The sequence below is a fragment of the Brevibacillus gelatini genome (assembly GCF_050920745.1).
Classification (GTDB): Bacteria; Bacillota; Bacilli; order Brevibacillales; family Brevibacillaceae; genus Brevibacillus; species Brevibacillus gelatini.
On sequence record NZ_CP154342.1, the window covers coordinates 302,486 to 319,379 of the forward strand.

General features: G+C 54.2%; 16 protein-coding genes. 12 read left to right on the top strand and 4 right to left on the bottom strand.

The annotated features are described in order from the left end of the window. The first annotated feature begins 94 nt into the window (after positions 1-94). Together AAFJ72_RS01790 and AAFJ72_RS01795 are read left to right on the top strand one after the other, a co-directional pair. Positions 95-511, top strand: a complete 417-nt coding sequence (locus AAFJ72_RS01790) for a hypothetical protein (protein ID WP_432775841.1) — start codon at positions 95-97, stop codon at positions 509-511. 190 nt (positions 512-701) lie between these two features. Continuing rightward, entirely contained in the window at positions 702-1,100 is a 399-nt protein-coding gene (locus tag AAFJ72_RS01795) for a hypothetical protein (RefSeq protein ID WP_432775843.1), read from the top strand. A 116-nt stretch (positions 1,101-1,216) separates the two neighbouring features. Here the strand turns inward: AAFJ72_RS01795 and AAFJ72_RS01800 are convergent, their stop codons facing one another. After that, positions 1,217-2,335 carry a deoxyribonuclease IV gene (locus AAFJ72_RS01800; RefSeq protein ID WP_432775845.1) on the bottom strand — a complete coding sequence of 373 codons (1,119 nt, stop codon included), beginning with the start codon at positions 2,333-2,335 and terminating at the stop codon, positions 1,217-1,219. 513 nt (positions 2,336-2,848) lie between these two features. On the opposite strand from AAFJ72_RS01800, the gene AAFJ72_RS01805 reads away from it, so the two are divergent. From AAFJ72_RS01805 to AAFJ72_RS01825, 5 genes are all read left to right on the top strand, one after another. Continuing rightward, positions 2,849-3,412: a bifunctional transcriptional activator/DNA repair enzyme AdaA gene (locus tag AAFJ72_RS01805; protein WP_432775847.1), complete on the top strand. Its 564-nt coding sequence runs from the start codon at positions 2,849-2,851 to the stop codon at positions 3,410-3,412. Positions 3,413-3,552: 140 nt separating this feature from the next. Continuing rightward, positions 3,553-3,939: a VOC family protein gene (locus tag AAFJ72_RS01810; protein WP_432775848.1), complete on the top strand. Its 387-nt coding sequence runs from the start codon at positions 3,553-3,555 to the stop codon at positions 3,937-3,939. 107 nt (positions 3,940-4,046) lie between these two features. Continuing rightward, the gene (locus AAFJ72_RS01815) at positions 4,047-4,985 is read left to right on the top strand and encodes a hypothetical protein (RefSeq protein ID WP_432775849.1); all 939 of its coding nucleotides are present in this window, start codon (positions 4,047-4,049) and stop codon (positions 4,983-4,985) included. 596 nt (positions 4,986-5,581) lie between these two features. Continuing rightward, positions 5,582-6,241 (top strand): nitroreductase family protein, encoded by a 660-nt coding sequence (locus tag AAFJ72_RS01820; RefSeq protein WP_432775850.1) that lies wholly within the window; start codon positions 5,582-5,584, stop codon positions 6,239-6,241. Positions 6,242-6,449: 208 nt separating this feature from the next. Next, entirely contained in the window at positions 6,450-7,136 is a 687-nt protein-coding gene (locus tag AAFJ72_RS01825; RefSeq protein ID WP_432777132.1) for a sulfite exporter TauE/SafE family protein, read from the top strand. A gap of 14 nt (positions 7,137-7,150) precedes the next feature. Here the strand turns inward: AAFJ72_RS01825 and AAFJ72_RS01830 are convergent, their stop codons facing one another. Then, the gene (locus AAFJ72_RS01830) at positions 7,151-7,594 is read right to left on the bottom strand and encodes a FixH family protein (RefSeq protein ID WP_432775851.1); all 444 of its coding nucleotides are present in this window, start codon (positions 7,592-7,594) and stop codon (positions 7,151-7,153) included. A gap of 138 nt (positions 7,595-7,732) precedes the next feature. On the opposite strand from AAFJ72_RS01830, the gene AAFJ72_RS01835 reads away from it, so the two are divergent. After that, complete coding sequence (locus AAFJ72_RS01835) at positions 7,733-9,919, top strand: heavy metal translocating P-type ATPase (protein WP_432775852.1); 2,187 nt, start codon at positions 7,733-7,735, stop codon at positions 9,917-9,919. A 13-nt stretch (positions 9,920-9,932) separates the two neighbouring features. Here the strand turns inward: AAFJ72_RS01835 and AAFJ72_RS01840 are convergent, their stop codons facing one another. Next, the gene (locus tag AAFJ72_RS01840; protein WP_432775853.1) at positions 9,933-10,298 is read right to left on the bottom strand and encodes an ArsR/SmtB family transcription factor; all 366 of its coding nucleotides are present in this window, start codon (positions 10,296-10,298) and stop codon (positions 9,933-9,935) included. 242 nt (positions 10,299-10,540) lie between these two features. On the opposite strand from AAFJ72_RS01840, the gene AAFJ72_RS01845 reads away from it, so the two are divergent. The 3 genes from AAFJ72_RS01845 (at position 10,541) to AAFJ72_RS01855 (ending at position 13,639) form a co-directional block, all read left to right on the top strand. After that, complete coding sequence (locus tag AAFJ72_RS01845; protein WP_432775854.1) at positions 10,541-11,752, top strand: FAD-dependent oxidoreductase; 1,212 nt, start codon at positions 10,541-10,543, stop codon at positions 11,750-11,752. A gap of 41 nt (positions 11,753-11,793) precedes the next feature. Beyond that, a complete protein-coding gene (locus AAFJ72_RS01850) occupies positions 11,794-13,233 on the top strand; it encodes an MBL fold metallo-hydrolase (protein ID WP_432775855.1) in 1,440 nt (479 codons plus the stop codon). 109 nt (positions 13,234-13,342) lie between these two features. Further along, complete coding sequence (locus tag AAFJ72_RS01855) at positions 13,343-13,639, top strand: hypothetical protein (protein WP_122904707.1); 297 nt, start codon at positions 13,343-13,345, stop codon at positions 13,637-13,639. A gap of 121 nt (positions 13,640-13,760) precedes the next feature. Here AAFJ72_RS01855 and AAFJ72_RS01860 read toward each other — a convergent pair whose 3' ends face one another. Continuing rightward, positions 13,761-14,306, bottom strand: coding sequence for a hypothetical protein (locus AAFJ72_RS01860; protein WP_432775856.1), 546 nt, complete (start codon positions 14,304-14,306; stop codon positions 13,761-13,763). Between the two features lie 311 nt (positions 14,307-14,617). Between AAFJ72_RS01860 and AAFJ72_RS01865 the strand changes: the two genes are divergently transcribed. Next, positions 14,618-16,849, top strand: a complete 2,232-nt coding sequence (locus AAFJ72_RS01865) for a heavy metal translocating P-type ATPase (protein WP_432775857.1) — start codon at positions 14,618-14,620, stop codon at positions 16,847-16,849. Positions 16,850-16,894 lie beyond the last annotated feature (45 nt).

Consider the following 16,894-nt stretch of genomic DNA (forward strand, 5'->3'; position numbering starts at 1 on the left):
ATAATGCGAGTACGGCCCGGTACTACCCAGAAAATCAGGAAATCAAGACGTGGCTTTACTCTCTGTACTTTTAAAAGATGGAGAGGTGCGACTTATGAGAAAACGAACTGGGTATATCGGTACTGCCATTCTGCTTGGTGTTCTAATGATTTTTTTCTCTATTTACCAGTCTCCAAAAGAAGTAGTGGAAACAGCCATCGAAAACGTTAAAAATGCCTCTAAACAAAATGTGAGCTGGAAGCCTGAGGATGTTGCAACGATCCAGTCATTTTTTTCATCGGTAAATGACAATCTCCTTGGTAAACTTGAGGTGAATTTTAGGGAAGTAGAAATAGCAAATAACCAGCGTCAAGTAATAGCAGACTTTCACGTGGTGGATTACAAGGAGGATCATTCCGTAAGCAAAATATACGCTGGAAATCTTCTCTTTACCCTGCAGAAAAGCGCATTCTTCCATTGGGAAATCGAACATGTTGCTATCGGGCAAACAATCAATGAGGTGAAGTCCTAACTAAGTAGGGTTGCCTCATTTAAAACCCGAAAAGGCAACATGGGCGATCCTTCTTTTGAGCGTTTTGCGTCAAAAGGGGATTCTGCGGCAGGGGTACCGCCTTCTGCAAAGAATTGTAGAGGTGGCGACAACGATGGAGAATGACCCAACCTGAGTATTCTTCCACTTTTTTAAAAGGGATGTGTGAAAAGTGTCAACGATTTGGCGAGGAACGAGGGCGCGTGTGCTGCTATCGCTGCTTGTCTTCTGCCTGTTGGCTGTGGCGGCTCGCTTCGTCTACTTGCAAGCGGGGCCTGCGCTGCCTTTTTCCGGAAGTTCGGCAAGCGAGGTCAAGACGCTTCTGGACGGCTACAACGGCAAACTCATCAAGCTGGCAACCGTGGACGGCGTCGACTGGTACGGCGCACCCTCCGGGCAAGACGCGGGAGCAGAAGCGATGAAGCGGGAAGTGGCGGCCGCTGGCTGGCGTTTTGTTCAGCAGGAAGGCGCAGGGTACTTTTTTGAGCGGGGCGCGGAGAAGATCGTTATCACGTCACAGATGTGGACGGGGCGGTACGTGTTGTTCCGGATTCCGTCCAACACGCTGTAGGGCGTGAGCTTTTCGCTGGCAGACAAACGGCTTCCTCCTGTTTTCGATGATCGTCATTTCATCGCCAACAAAAGGAAGCCGCGCAGCCAGGTTGATGCTTTTTCGAGCAGGAGTATTTAGGAGAATTTCGGGATCGCGAACCAGGCGGTCAGGCGGTGGTTGAGCTGCTCTTCAGACAGCTCCGGGAACAGGCGTGCTTCCACGGCCATGTCGTACAGACGCTCCATTGGCTCGCGGCCGTCCGCTTTTTTGGCTTTGGCGTCGTTTTTCAGCAACTCCCAGATGCCGACGACGTATTCGCGTCTGGTCACATCTTGTTTGCGGAAAAAGTGGTCCAAGCGCTCCACATGGTCCATGAACTCGTCCCCGAACCGTTTTTCCACCTCGCCGCGCAACAGCGCGATTTCCGCTTCGTACATCGGGCGTTCCTTGCCTTTTTCTTTGCCGATCCACGGCGTCTCCAGCACGAGCGGCAGGTGGCGGATTTTCTCGTGGTTTACAATGTAGCTCATGGCGTCGAAGCCGATCAGTCCGGCACCGATGGGCGCGTGGCGGTCTTTTTTCGCTCCGCGGAAGTTTTTGCTGTCGTTTAGGTGGACGACGGTGAGGCGATCCAGGCCGATGATCCGGTCAAACTGCTCCAGGACGCCGTCAAAATCGTTGACAATATCATAGCCGGCATCGTGCATGTGGCAAGTGTCCATGCAGACGGCGAGCTTGCTGTTGTCTTCCACTTTTTCGATGATCGCGGCGATTTCCTCGAAGCTGCGTCCGATCTCTGTTCCTTTGCCCGCCATTGTTTCCAGCGCGATTTTGACGTCGGTGTCTTTGACTCCGGCGAGCACTTGATTCAAGCCTTCCGCAATGCGCGCAATGCCGTACTCTGGGTCCTTGTCCGTATAGGCGCCTGGATGGAGCACGATATTTTTGACGCCGATGTAGTCCGTCCGGCGAATTTCTTCCTGCAGGAAGCGGACGGCCAGCTCGAAGGTGTCTTCCTTGTAGGACCCCAGGTTGATGATGTAGGGAGCATGGACGACGATTTCCTCGACGCCATGCTTGGCCATGACTTCCTTGCCTTCGCTGATGTATTGGTCCTCAATCGGTTTGCGCCGCGTGTTTTGCGGTGCACCCGTGTAGATCATGAACGTGCTTGAGCCGTAGGAAGCGGCTTCTTCTGCGGCATTGAGCAGACCTTTGCCGGAGAATGAGACGTGCGAGCCTATTTTCAGCATTCAGGTGGAACCTCCTTTTGTTAGTCAAAAAACGCCATCAGGAAAAGGCAGCGTATGCTTCTGTCTCGTCCCATGGCGGGATAGCGCAACAAATTCGGCTGGCATCGTGCTAGCCGACATCGTGACGGGAAAAGCAGACGGCATCCGCAGCGAGCGTATGAAGGCGTAGCTGGCCGTTCACGGACCAATCCCGCGAATGTTGCCAGTGCTTTCCCGCGCATGTTGAGAATCTCCTCCGTCCCATCATAGCTCTTTCGACAGTTCCCCTTCAACGATGAGTTGTGCTGCGTCAATCAAATACTGCCAGCCGAAGCACAACAAGCCTTGCCCGGTCCGCTCTGCAACGGTTTTGAGCGCAGGAAAAAGGTTTGGTGTGGGCAGGGTCATTTTCTTTTTATTATCGACGCAAGCTTCGGCGGGTAGACTGCTGTCATTTCGTTATCTTGCTCTTTTATCGGGATAGCGGGACGGATCGAGGCGACCGAGGGTATACTGACGGTGGAGGTGGGCGAAATGGAGCTTTGTGTCACCGAAGAGAGATGGCAGGCGATCATCGCCAACGATGCGTCTTATGACGACCAGTTTTTTTACGCGGTAAAGACGACAAAGATTTTTTGCCGGCCCTCGTGCAAGTCGAAGCCGCCAAAATGGGGCAATGTCCGGATTTTTCAGCAGGCGGACGAGGCGATTCGCGAAGGTTTTCGTCCGTGCAAAAGGTGCAAGCCCACTGGGCAGCGTTTGCCTGATCGGGAATGGGTCGCGCAGATTACCGACTATATCGACGCTCACTACAGCGAAAAGCTGACACTGGCCCACCTGGCCGACATGTGTCACGGCAGCCCCTATCATTTGCAGCGGACATTCAAGCGGATCAAGGACATGACACCTGTGGAATACATGCAGCAAAAGCGGATCGACAAGGCAAAGCAACTGCTCGTTCATTCAGACAAACCGATTGCCGCGATTTCGGCCGAGGTAGGCATGCCGAATACGCCGTATTTTATCACGCTGTTTAAAAAAACGACGGGAAAGACGCCCGGCGAATACCGCCAAAGCCAACTGCATGGGAGCCAATAATCAGCGATAGACTACGGACAAGCTGCCGCTGAGGCTTTTCGCCTTGGCGACAATGTCCATGTTTGACAGCAGGTAGGCAAACGGCGTCAGTAGGGCACACTAGCAAAAAATACGCCTGAAAAAAGAACAGGAGGACCATTATGCGAATCAGCTTGGCAAGTATTTTTGTCGACGATCAGGACAAAGCGCAAAAATTTTATACGGACATTCTCGGGTTCGTGACCAAAATGGACATCCCGATGGGCGGGGCCAGATGGCTGACGGTGGTGTCGCCAGAAGACCCGGATGGTGTGCAGCTCGTTTTGGAGCCAAATATGAATCCTGCGGCTTTGGCCTACCAAAAAGCGATTTTTGAACAAAACATCCCGGCGACGGCGTTTGAAGTGAGCGACGTCTACAAGGAGTACGAGCGGCTGACCAAGCTCGGCGTCACCTTTACGCAGGCTCCGACAAAAGCCGGAGATGTGACGCTGGCTGTCTTGAACGATACGTGCGGGAATTTGATTCAAATTTATCAAATGTCTTGAGCAGGGCAGAGTAACGATAAGGGGCAATAACAGCCATTTTCCAAAAACTGAAACATTTGCAGGTTGCTCCCGTATGAAAAAAAGAGGTTGCAGGGGAGGGGTAGCGAGTGTTTCAGGAATTGAACGGCCAGGTTGCGCAAGTCAAAGCCCAATTGCGTCAAAAGCTTCACGCGGAGCACAACGTAAAGCTTTTGCAGGAGCAGTACAAAGCTGCGGTGCAAAAGCGTGATTCGCTGCACAAGCAATTGCAGCGGGAGCAGCGCGATGTGGATAAATTGACGGGCATGTCTTTTGGCGCGTTTTTTTACAGTCTGATTGGAAAAAAAGAAGAGAAGCTGTCCAAGGAAACGGAAGAGCTTTTGCAAGCGAAAATAAAGTACGAGGAAGCGGCCGATACCGTCAAAGAGCTGGAACAAGAGCTGGCAGAGGTAAAGAGCAGGCTGCAGCAGATGTCGGATCTGGAAGCGCGTCTCGCCGCTCTGCTCGTCGAGAAGGAGCGGCTGATTCGCAAGCAGCGGCCTGAGTTGGCGGCGCAGCTTCGTGTACATAGCGAGCGGGAGGCCGAGCTGGAAGCGCACGAAAAAGAGCTGAAAGAGGCGATCAGCGCGGGGAATGCCGCGGTTTTGCAACTCCGCAAGGCGATCGACAAGCTCGACTCCGCCAGCTCCTGGGGGGCGTGGGACATGCTTGGCGGCGGCACGTTATCCACCGCGATGAAGCACAGCCGCATCAACGAGGCCCGCGAGTCAATACATCAGGCGCAAAGAAACTTGCGGCGCTTCGAGCGGGAGCTGCAAGACGTGCAGCGCCAAAGCCACATCCGGATCGAGATTGGCGAAATGCTGACCTTTGCAGACTTTTTCTTCGACAACATCATTACCGACTGGATCGTCCAGGATCGCATCTCGACGTCGCTGCGCCAGGCGAAGGAAAAGCGTGCGAAGGTCGAAAGTCTGCTGAACAACCTCCAGCGTGAGCTGAAGGCGGTGGAAGCCGAGATAGCCGAGCTTCGGCAAAAGTCGCTTGCTTTAATTGAAAATGCGTGAGGCAAAAAGTCTGATCGTCCCCAATCAGACGGGCAGGGCTGTGCAGCATGGGATTGTGCCGATTGCTCTGCAAGCCGCGGGTGCGCGAGGCAGTCGTAGCGGCGTTTGCAAGGCTGAAAATGGGCGACGACCGCTTCGCCGTCAAAGTTAAGGCACGGGGAAAAGCGGGAAAGTACGCGGCCATTGCGGAGTATCTTTTGCACGGGCGCGATCAGTCGCAAAAGCGCTGTATTCACAAGCTTTTCCGCACGGCGTGCACCATATTGAACAGTTGTTTAAACTGGAACAAATGCAGGATTGGCTGGAGCAGGAGGCTTCGCTCTGCATCACGGTCAAGAAAAGCCGCTAGAATGTACAGGGCCGGGAGTACAGTTCTTCCGGCCCGGGCTGTTGACAAAGAGTTATTCCTGCTTTATGATTATCTCAAATTAGAGATATTTGTTGTACATATTCGCTTGCTTGTCGCCAGACTTCTTCTTGTGCAGTCAGTACCTGGCGCAATCGCAATCGAGCTAATTTTCTCCTAAAATCTCTAAATTAAGATGTTAAAAATCAAGGAAAACAAAACCATCCCTGACGATGAGGAGGAACTTTTTATGAGCGAGTTTTCTACATTGGTGAAAAATCGGCGGTCTGCCAACAAATTTATCCCGTCCGTTCCGATCTCTACGGCCGACATCGAGGACATCATGTCCCTCGTTAAATTTGCCCCGTCTGCTTTCAATTTGCAGCACGCCCACTATGTCGTCGTCACTGACCCACAGACAAAAGAGCGGGTATATGAAGCGGCACAGAGACAATACAAGGTAAAAACAGCCTCGGCAGTCATCATCGTCCTGGGCGACCTGGAAGCCTACAAAGACGCAGCCCGCATCAACGAAGGGCTGCTGCATCTGGGCGTCATGGACCAGTGCGAATACGATGATACGGTCTCGTCTGTCCACTCCTTTTACGAAGCAGGGGGAGAGCCGTTCAAACGGGACGAAGCGATTCGCAACGCCAGCCTGTCCGCCATGCTGTTCATGCTCGCTGCCAAGGACAAAGGCTGGGATACTTGCCCGATGATCGGCTTCGACCCGGAAGCGGTTTGCGAGATATTGCAAATCCCTGACCGCTACGTCCCGGCGTTGATGATTACGATTGGAAAAGAAGACACGTCCAGTCAACGTGTGCGCGGCTACCGCAAGCCAGTCGGAGAGTTTGTCAGCTACAACTCTTTCCACTCCGAAGCAAGAACAGAAAGTACAGGCGAATGACACAGCAAGCAGCAGAGCCGCGACGTTCTGCTGCTTTTTTGCGTCCACTTCGTTTGCTGTGAAAGTCATAAATGCACCGACTACCCATTACGCTAGGAAAAGGATGTTGGCTTTTCGTCGCAGCTGCAATTTCAAGTTCAGTAAAAAAGTGCCGGGACGGGGAACAGCGCAAGTCTATACTTTTTTGACAAAGAGGGGCTGCACGATGATGAATACGGGACTTTACGATTACTGGCTCGTCTTTCTGGCAGGTTTGCTCAGCGCTCCCCACTGCCTGGGGATGTGCGGCGGGATCATGTCGACCATGACGCTTCAATCCAAAGCGTCTCTGCTGCAAACGATCCTGGCGTACAATACGGGCCGGATTGTGACGTATATGGCAGCAGGCGCATTCATGGGATTTGCCGGGTCGTTTGTCAATGCGGCAGGGGTGGTCGTCGGATTGCAGGGCATTGCCAATATCGCCGGAGGGCTGCTTATCATTCTCTGGGTTGTCAAAAAGGTGGCGCTGCCCCTGGACAAATACAGCCCGCTCCAGCTTTCATCCGCGCAAAAGCTGCTTCACCTGCTCCAATCGCGGCAAGGAATCGCGCCAGTGCTGGTCAGTGGGCTTTTGCTCGGCTTTTTGCCGTGCGGGCTGACCTATACGATGCATATGAAAGCAGCCGCGACCGGAAGCATGGCGCAAGGGATGGCGACTTTGGGCGTGTTCGGCCTTGGCACGTTGCCCGCGCTCGCGGCGATTGGCCTGTTTTCTTTTGTCCTGACCAAAACACTCCGTTCCAAAGTGCTCTTCGTCGGCAATGCGCTCGCGCTATGTATCGGGATTTTGTCTGTGTTGCGCGGCCTGGCGATCAACGGCTGGATTCCTACCGTCAATCCATGGTTGTGGTAGAGCGAAGCGGCGGTTTATGGTTCGACGCGAAAAGGATAGGTGGCGCTGATGGCTTTGCCGTCTATCTCAAATGTAATCGTAGCCAGCCAATCGCCCAGCATGGTCGGTATGATTTGCGCGACGTATTCGCCTTCCTTTTCCTTCACGGCTTCGAAGACGATTGCCCCGTGGTCCATGTTCGGCATGCTCAGGGAGACGGATACGGTAGCCGTTTCCAGCTTGGCTGCATGCTCGGCCGGAACGGTTATGTGCAGCGCGTTTTCCTGCACATTTCTGGCCGGAGAAGGTTCGAGCGATACTTGCAAAGGAATCGACAGTTCTTCAAGCATCGGCGTGTTCGTTTGCTGTGCGGCAGCGGTACTGGCGTGCCCGACATGGTCCTGGGGGGCACAGCCAATGAGGGCAAATGGAGCCAGCAGCAGGCACGACAGCCGAAGGGCGACAGATTTGCGCATCATCTTCACCACTTTCCCATAAGTTACAAGCTTCCCTATCGTATTCACAGCCGCGGCCGTTCATACTTCATCTTCTACGAGATGGTCCTTGCGCATAGGTTGGACATGAGGACATGTTCGGAAGCTGAAGGGGAGTTTTTCATGACCATCCACCAAACGTATCAGGTTACAGGCATGACCTGCGCCGCCTGTGCCAATCGGATTGAGAAGCGGCTGCGCAAGGTCCAGGGTGTGCAGGAGGTACACGTCAATCTGACGACCAACAAGGCGCGGGTAGCCTTTGACCCTTCGCTGACCAACGATCAGGAGATCATGACGAAAATCGAACAGCTCGGTTTTTCCGCGAGCTTGAAGCAGGAAGAGACGCACGGGGAAAAAAGAGCGCTGCTCTGGCGGTTCATTTTCTCAGCCATTTTGACGATTCCGCTGTTGTGGGCGATGGCGGCGCATTTTTCGCTGACGTCGTTTTTATGGGTGCCGCCTTTGTTTCAGATGCCGTTGTTCCAGTTTGCATTGACGCTGCCGATTCAGTTGTTCATCGGGCAATCGTTTTACCTCGGAGCGTGGAACGCCTTGAAAAACCGTTCCGCCAACATGGACGTGCTGGTTGTGCTGAGCACCACGGCCGCTTTTTTGTACAGCCATTACTTGACCTTTACGACGATTGGGCAGGCGAGTCATGGGCTGACGGTCTACTACGAGTCGTGCGCCGTCATCTTTACGTTTTTACTGCTGGGCAAATATTTGGAGGCGACGGCCAAGGACCGGACGAAGCATGCTATCGGACAACTGCACGAGCTGCAGCCGGCGCTGGCGCATGTGGTGCGCGGGGATGAGGTGTGTACGGTTCCGGTGGAGCAGCTTGCGGTGGGCGATCTTTTTCTCGTCAAACCAGGCGAGCGGATACCGACGGACGGGATTGTGCTGGAAGGGCACGCGAGCGTCGACCAGTCGATGTTCACGGGGGAAAGCTTGCCTGTAGAAAAATGGAGCGGGCATGCCGTCATCGGGGCGACGCTGAACCAGAGCGGCTGGCTCAAGGTCAAGGCAACGAAGGTCGGGGAAGACACGGCGCTGACGCAGGTCATTCGCACGGTGGAGGAAGCGCAGTTGTCGAAGGCGCCAATCCAGCGGGTGGCCGATGAAATCACCGATGTGTTTGTGCCGATCATCATCGCGATTGCCGCCATTACTTTTTTGGCCTGGTATTACGTCTTTATGCCACAAGACTTCGGCGGAGCGCTGGAAAAAGCGATTGCCGTTCTCATTATCGCTTGCCCGTGCGCACTTGGGCTGGCTACGCCGATGTCGATCCTGGTTGTGTCCGGCAGAGCGGCACAGATGAGCATTTTGTTCAAGCAAGGAAAGTATTTGGAGGCGTTGCAAAAGATCGACACGATTGTGTTCGACAAAACAGGCACGTTGACCAGAGGGGCGCACGAGGTCGTCGGCGTCAACACGCGGGGCTGGAGCGAGGCGGCATTTTGGCGGCTGGTGGCCGGGGCGGAAATGACTTCGGAGCACCCGTTGGCCGCAACGATTGTAGCCCATGCGAAAAAGCAGGGGCTGTCCATCCCGGAAGCCACGTCCTTTTCCTCGCTGCCCGGCTACGGAATCGAGGCGACAGTGGAAGGACATACGGTTGTCGTCGGTTCGCCCAGGCTCCTGACCCGTAAAAACGTGGACATCGGCAGTGTGCTCGATCAGGTGGAGCGGCAGGGAGCGGAAGGAAAAATGGTGCTGCTCGCAGCCATCGACGGGCGGCTGGCCGGGTATGTGGTGCTGTCGGACCAGTTGAAAAGAGACGCGAAAAAAGCGGTCGCCCAACTGCGCAAACTGGGCAAGGACGTCATCATGATTACGGGAGACAACCCGTATACGGCAAAAAGCGTGGCGCGACAGGCGGGAATCGGGCAGGTGTACGCGGGCGTGCTGCCTGCTCAAAAGGCGGAGTTGATCTTGCGCCTGCAAGAAAAAGGGAGAAAGATCGCCATGGTCGGCGACGGGGTCAACGATGCGCCTGCCCTGACCGCAGCAAGCGTCGGCATTGCGCTGGGAACGGGAGCGGACATTTCCAAGGATTCGGCCGATGTCGTCATCATGCACGGCGAGGTAAAAGGGGTAGTCCGCGCGATCCGGCTCAGCCAAATGGCGATGAAAAACATCCGGCAAAACTTGTTCTGGGCCTTTTTTTACAATGCCATCGCGATTCCGGCGACGATGCTCGGCTTCCTGGCACCGTGGCTGGCGGGAATCGCCATGGCGTTCAGCTCGCTGTCGGTCGTGCTGAATTCCTTGCGCTTGCGAAAAGGGCGTATGGAGCAATAAAAAAACCGAGCAGTCACGTAGCTCGGACAGTCGATTTCTGTTCTTTGGCATGCTCGATTCCCGCCTGGATCAGGTGGCGCACATGGTCATCGTCCAGCGAGTAAAAGACGAGCTTGCCTTCTTTGCGGTATTTGGCCAGTCCCATGTTGCGCAGAAGCCGCAAATGATGCGAGGTGTTGGCGATGGAGCTGCCGATGATGGCTGCCACGTCACAGACGCACAACTCGTCTTCCAGGGACAAAGTATGAATGATTTTCGCCCGGGTGTCGTCGGCGAGCGCCTTGAAAATTTTGGCTGCGCCTTCTGATTCAGACGCGTACGGCTTCAAGCGACGGACTTTTTCTTCATCAAAACATGGAATCTCACAGATGTCGTCCACCGTAAAAATCACCTCTCGCTTACGTCCATGTCCTACTATTATAGACATTCGCACGAAAAGAGCAAAGGCATTTTGCAGTTCTCCAACAATCAGGCTCATGTTCGGAGGGAGAGCGTCATAGCTCTTTTGTATGGGGTTTTCCTGATTATTCCAGTCAATCTTGAAGCAGCCAATCTGTCCGTGTGACAGGGCAAGTGGCTATGCGCCCCTTTTAAAACATGGTCAGGGAGATGAGGTGGAGGATGATTGCGGAGGCGGGTCAACAGACGCGTTACAAGCTTGTAATTGTCGGAGGCGGAAGTGCAGGGATCACGGTTGCAGCGCAGCTCCTGCGCAAAGCACGGGAGCTTTCGGGGCAGATTGCCATAGTCGATGATGCGGCCAAGCACTACTATCAGCCGTTGTGGACGCTTGCAGGTGCCGGAGTGGTCAGCAGGGAAGTGACCGAACGCGACGAAGCGGCGGTCATTCCGAAAGGCGCGATCTGGGTCAGAGAGGCTGTCACAGCATTTTTGCCAAAAGAAAATGCCGTCGTGACTGCGGCCGGAAACAGGCTGCACTACGACTACCTCGTTGTTGCAGCCGGAATCCAGATCGATTGGGACAAGGTAAAAGGGCTAAAGGAGAGCATCGGCAAAGAGGGGGTATGCAGCAATTACTCGTACGACTACGTGGAGAGCACATGGGACAGCATCCGCCAGTTTCAGGGCGGGACGGCGATCTTCACCCAGCCCAACACTCCGGTGAAATGCGGCGGCGCTCCGCAAAAAATCATGTACCTGGCGGACGATTACTTTCGTCGGTCAGGTGTGCGTGAGCAATCCATCATCCGGTTTGTTTCGGGAGCGCCGACCATTTTTGGCGTGAAAAAGTATGCCGATGCCTTGCAGAAGGTCGTCGAACGAAAACAGATTTACACAACCTTCCAGCACAACCTCATCGAGATTCGCGCCGATCAAAAGCAAGCGGTTTTCGAAAACGTGAATACCCGTGAGCAGGTGACGATGGCCTACGACATGATTCACGTCGTGCCGCCGATGAGCGCCCCTGATGTTATCAAAAAAAGCCCGCTCGCTGATGCGGATGGCTGGCTGGACGTGGATAGGCACACGTTGCAGCACACGCGCTTTGTCAACGTGTTCGGGCTTGGGGATTGCGCCAATTTGCCCACCTCCAAAACAGGTGCGGCCATTCGCAAGCAGGCTCCGGTCGTCGTGCAAAATCTGCTGGCGCACATCAACGGCAAACGGGACTGTCGGCATTACAACGGCTATACGTCCTGCCCGCTCGTCACAGGCTACGGCAAACTGATTTTGGCTGAATTTGATTACGAGCAGATTCCGCGGGAGACGTTTCCGTTCGATCAATCCCGTGAACGGCGCAGCATGTACTGGTTGAAAAAAGAGGTGCTTCCCGTCATGTATTGGCACGGGATGCTTAAAGGCAGGATGTAGGACAGACAAAACGCAGATAAGCAATGAAGGAGGGCGACGATATGCTGCTCAAATATTTTTACGACGAAAAATTGGCCCAGGCTTCCTATCTGGTAGGCTGCCAGGCGGCAGGCGAAGCGATTGTGATCGATCCGGCGCGCGACATCGAGCCGTATGTCCAGACCGCAAAAGCAAACGGCGTGAAGATCGTCGGCGTGACAGAAACGCATATCCATGCCGATTTCCTCTCCGGTGCGCGGGAACTCGCGGCCAGGCTCGGCGCTGTCCTGTATTTGTCAGACGAAGGAGGCCCCGAGTGGCGTTACGAATACGCTGCCGAGTACAATCACTGCTTGGTAAAAGACGGGGATACATTTCAGATCGGCAAGCTGACCTTCGAGGTGCTCCACACGCCGGGGCATACGCCGGAGCATATTGCGCTGCTCTTGACAGACGGCGGCTCGCCTGCGAATGAACCGATTGGCATTTTTACAGGAGACTTCGTGTTTGTCGGTGACGTCGGCCGCCCGGACTTGCTGGAAAAAGCGGCGAATGTGAGCGGCTCCGCCGAAGAGCTGGCACGCCAAATGTTTCGTTCGCTTGCGCGCTTCAAGCAGCTCCCCGACTATTTGCAGGTCTGGCCGGGGCACGGGGCAGGCAGTGCGTGCGGCAAGGCAATCGGGGCTGTCCAGTCGTCGACAGTTGGATATGAAAAGCGCACGAATTGGGCGTTGCAGCATGAGGATGAACAGGCATTTGTGCAGAGCTTGCTTGCCGGCCAGCCGGAGCCGCCGACTTATTTTGCAATGATGAAGCATTTGAACAAAGTCGGGCCGCATCTGGTGCAGCAAATTGCGCCTGTCGTGCAGGAAGCCGCCTCCATCCGTACAGTGGAAGCGTGGACGAGGCAGGGCGTTGTCGTGGATACCCGTCCGGCCAGCCAGTTCGCGCAGAAGCATTTGCCGGGCGTCCTCAATCTTCCGCACGACAAATCGTTTTCGACCTGGGCCGGATGGCTGCTGGACTATGAACGTCCGATCTACTTGCTGGCCGATCCACAGTCCGTCCCTGCCGTATTGAAGGATTTGCGGTCGATTGGTCTGGATCAGGTCGCGGCTGTGATGGATCTTGCTGTCTACGACCTTCCTTGCGATCCGCCGTTTGCCTCCTATGCAGAAATCACCCCCGCCCAGGCGCGAGAGCAGGTGCAGGCGGGCGATCTGTTCGTGCTCGATGTCCGCTACCAAAAAGAGTGGGAGGCAGGCGCCATCCCCGGAGCCAAGCACGTCATGCTCGGCTACTTGCCGCAGCGCATGCAGGAGCTGCCGCGTGATCGTCCCATCCTGGTCCAATGCAAGAGCGGGCGGAGGTCGGCCATAGCTGTCAGCTTGCTGCGAGCAAACGGTTTTTCCCGCGTGCAAAATCTGGACGGCGGCTTTGACGAATGGGTGCGGCAAGGCTTCCCGGTCAAAAGGGAGCCGGAAGCGGCGCCAGGACGGTGAGCGTTTTTTCGCAACGATTGGGGGGATAGCAGTAGAGTCTCTTTCTGTTTTCGTGTAAGATGAACATGATTGCCTATGTACGTGATAGTGAAAACAGGGAGAGAATGCAATGAATTACCAACAAAAGTGCGCAAAGTGCCGTTCCAGGAAAATCGACTATACAGAAGCGATCAACCGCCCTTTATATATTTCGATCTACGCCGCTGTGCTGGTCGTGCTGGGTACGATCGGCGTAGCCGTGCAAGGAACGCCTGTCATTTTCCTGTTTCTCGGTCTGATCGGCGCATTCGTGCTCTTTGCCTTCCGCACGCATCTGGAAAGAAATAAAATTGTCAAATGCGTCTGTCTGGACTGCGGCGAGCGCTGGCAAACGGCGGCCAACGCGAAACAAAAGCAGACGAAGTAACGAGAGAGACTCTCGCTCCCGCCTGTTTCAACAAACTGGCGATCGTTCCCGGTTGTATACCGCAGAGCGATCGCCAGTTTGCGTTAGGGCTGGAGGCTGCCATCGTGGAGCGGAAGTGAGGTTAATTCTTCGGAAATTGTTGGAGAACGAATTCCAGGTCTTTTTTATAGGATTCGATTTTTGTCTTGTCATTACTGAAAAGCCGATCATCATTTATTTTCGGCATAAGAGTGCTCAGTTTCTTTAGTTCATCTCGTCTATTTTGAATTTCTGTAAGATCATTCTGTTCGAGTAACGATTGCAAATTTTTTAGATAATCGTTTATATACTTATATAATGTTAAAACTCCAGAGTGTAATTGTTCATCGGCTATGATTTGTTTTGTTTCATCATTGATTAGGATAATCGCTGGAAGGAAGGCGGGATTGTCTATTAGAGTACTATCAATCATTCCTGAAATATACGCTAGTTTTTCTTTGTCTTGTGCATTAGATAATTCTTTGGTAATTTTTTCAAATTGATAGAGCGAACATGAGTGTTGATGTTTAAATACATCCGTTAACGTAATTTGATATTGAACATGTACCTGGTATGGTGAAGCTGTGGTGCAAGAGGCTGTCATGAGAGACAAACTAGCAAGCAAAAGGATCATTAACATTCTTTTCATTTTTCGTTCCGTCCTTTCATGATAAAAAAACATTCGGCTATCAGAATGCTCCTTACAATTTATCAGAAAGCAGAGACAAATAATGTCGAAGTTTGTACTTTTTTACAAACATGCGAACTTGCCAGGTCAGCCAGCATTTTCTGGTTGGCCTTTTTTCATGGAAAAATAAATAGGCGCAAAACGAAAAACTCTTCTCTTGAACCAGGAACTGGAATCGAATAATATAATAATTAAATATTTATTTGAATGTTTGCTGGATTCATTCGGAATCAGTTGGGAAAAATAGATGCTTGGGAAACAGGTGAGAGCGAATGTCAAATCAACCAAAGCAAGACGGGTGCTGCAGCGGGCACCATTGCAGCTCAGAGCATACCCATGCGGCAAAAATTCTCACGGTGCTGGAGCCAGCCGCCGCGAGCACTGCGGACGGCGCGGGCGTTTTGTCTGCGCAGGCGATTGTGTATCGCGTGCATGGCATGGACTGCAGCTCGTGCGCGAAGTCATTGGAGCGGCACATGAGGTCGCTTCCTGCGGTAAAGGAAGTGAGCGTCAACTTTTCCACCGGAAAAATGCAGCTCGTCTCCGATGGACTGCCGGACGAAGCCGTTATCAGGGAAGTCGCCAAGGCAGGCTACAGCGCCAAGCGGCTTGAGCGGCGAACAGCCCGCGAGGCGGTTCAAAAAGATCGCGCAGGCACGGTGCTCACCTCACTGTCCGGCGCATTTCTGGCGCTTGGCTTTTTGGTGTCGCTGACCAGCGTCCCTGTGTGGGTCAGCACGATCTTGTACGCCCTGTCCATTATCAGCGGCGGCTTGCGTCCGGCGCGCAGCGCTGTTTACGCGATCAAAAGCAAGTCGCTGGACATGAACGTCTTGATGTCCGTTGCGGCGCTTGGCGCAGCGCTGATCGGGGAGTGGCTGGAGGGAGCGACCGTTGTCTGGCTGTTTTCCATTGGCAATTTTCTGCAGACCAAGTCAATTGAGAAGACGCGCGATTCGATTCGCAACCTGATGGATTTGGCCCCGCCCGAAGCGTGGGTGAAAAAAGGCGATTCGCTGACCCGAATGTCCGTGGAGGAAATTGGCGTAGGCGACGTGATCGTAGTCAAGCCGGGAGAGAAGATTCCGCTGGACGGAGAGATTTTGTTCGGACATTCCAGCGTGAACCAGGCCCCGATCACCGGGGAGTCCATTCCCGTCGACAAGCAAGCGGGCGACGCAGTGTTTGCGGGCAGTGTGAACGAAAGCGGCGCTCTGGAAATCAAGGTGACAAAGCTCGTTGAGGATACGGCGATTGCGCGCATCATTCATCTGGTGGAGGAGGCTCAGGAGAAAAAGGCTCCGACCCAGGCGTTCGTCGACAGGTTCGCCGCCATGTACACGCCAATCGTGCTGGTTCTCGCTTTGCTTGTGATCGTGTTCCCTCCTTTGCTCGGCATGGGCACGTGGGGAGAATGGTTTTACAAGGCGCTGGAGCTGCTTGTGGTCGCCTGCCCGTGCGCTTTGGTTATCTCGACGCCTGTTGCCATCGTCTCGGCGATTGGGAACGCAGCGCGAAACGGCGTGCTGATAAAAGGCGGGACATTTCTCGAGCGGGCCGGAGCGATTGAGGCGATTGCCTTTGACAAGACAGGCACGCTGACAGAAGGCAAGCCGCGTGTCACGCAGGTAGTGGCCGCAGGCGAGACGGAGGAAGCCATTCTGGCGATTGCCAGGACGATGGAGGAGCGTTCCAGCCATCCGATTGCCCAGGCGATTGTCGCATACGCCAGGGAAAAGCAGGTGGCGGCGCTCGCGGGCGAGGACTTCCAGACGCTGGTGGGAAAAGGCGTGCAGGCGACGATCCATGGCGAAGTGTACTACGCCGGAAAGCCTGCGCTGTTTGCCGAGCTGGGCGCAGACATGAGCGCCTGGCAGGAGCAGATCGCGTCTTTGCAAGCGGAAGGCAATACACTGATCGTGATTGGTACTCGCGAAAAGCTGCTTGGCATGATCGCAGTAGCCGATACGATCCGCGAGATTACCGTCGGCGCGATCAGTAAACTGAAGGCGGCGGGAATCAGCGAGATCATCATGCTGACAGGCGACAATGCGGGAACGGCGCAAAAGGTAGCGGCCCAGACGGGCGTAGACCGTTATTTTGCTGAGCTGTTGCCGCAGGACAAGGTGGAAGCGGTGAAAAAGCTGCAACAGGAGGGCAAAGTCGTCGCCATGGTCGGGGACGGCATCAACGACGCGCCTGCGCTGGCAACGGCCGATCTGGGGATTGCGATGGGCGGAGCAGGGACGGATACTGCAATGGAAACTGCCGATATTGTTCTGATGGCCGACAATCTGGAAAAGCTGCCGCACACGGTCAGGATCAGCCGCAAAGCACTGGTGATTATCAAGCAAAATATCTGGTTTTCCATCGTGGTAAAGCTGGCCGCACTCGTGCTGATTTTTCCGGGCTGGCTGACCCTGTGGCTGGCCGTTTTGAGCGACACAGGTGCTGCCTTGCTGGTTATCCTGAACAGCATGCGCCTGCTCAGGGTGAAGTCTTGACAGATAAGATAAAAAGAAGGGAGAAGAGCCGAGGCTTTCTCCCTT